Origin of the sequence: Herbiconiux daphne (assembly GCF_024979295.1) — a bacterium.
Taxonomy (GTDB): Bacteria; Actinomycetota; Actinomycetes; order Actinomycetales; family Microbacteriaceae; genus Herbiconiux; species Herbiconiux daphnes.
Genome location: NZ_JANLCJ010000343.1, coordinates 1 through 750, shown reverse-complemented (window position 1 = coordinate 750; position 750 = coordinate 1). Strand labels below are relative to the sequence as shown.

Below are 750 nucleotides of genomic sequence, written 5' to 3'. Positions count from 1 at the left end.
GCCCAAGTGAACGTGCTGTGGCAATGGCACCATGGGCACCTAAACCTCCAGCAGCACCCCAAATTGATGCTTCTCCAACACCTTCTGTAACATCCTTACCATTAGCGATATTGGAAATCATCTGCATGGAAGCCCCACCACCAGCACCCCCCGCAGCAGAAGAAGCAATACGGTTAGCAGCCCTGCCAGTTCCGATAACACCACGAGCCAACCCACCGGTGGCCTCAGCAGCAGCAGATTGTAATGCCCCGACACCTACAGCTTTAGCTAAATCATATCTACCAGTATCTTCTGCTTGCATTCTTAATTGATCAGCAGCACCAACACCAGTGAAATAACCAGCAGCAACAGCAGGGCCAACAGCAGGGATAGCAGCAGACGCTAAACCAGCCCCAATATCAACAGCCCCCACACCAACTCGCTGTAGTGTAGATAGTCTTGATTCTTGTTCTCTCGCTTCCGTATTAGATCGTTCTGCTAATTTCATAGCGTATCTGGAACGATCCGACCCTTCATCAGCAAGCAAACCAGCAGCAATAGCATCAGCACGAGCCCCTAGTGTTGATTTGATAGATTCCCACATTGATCCTTCAGGAGCAGGTTTAGCATCTGGTTGTGCAGCAGGATGATCTGAATCCCAAGGCATCCCGCCTGTTGTTTCTGAAGACATTTGATTTTGATTGGGGGCCGTTTCCGGCTCAACATCCCAAGGCATACCAGCCATATTAACTCCTTAATCTTTTACCCAAG

The 750-nt window shown here is 49.6% G+C and carries 1 protein-coding gene; it reads right to left on the bottom strand.

What is annotated here, in order from left to right; all coding sequences use genetic code 11:
• The coding region (locus tag N1032_RS25130; protein ID WP_407933087.1) for a hypothetical protein at positions 1-724 on the bottom strand (724 nt) is incomplete at its 3' end.
• Positions 725-750 lie beyond the last annotated feature (26 nt).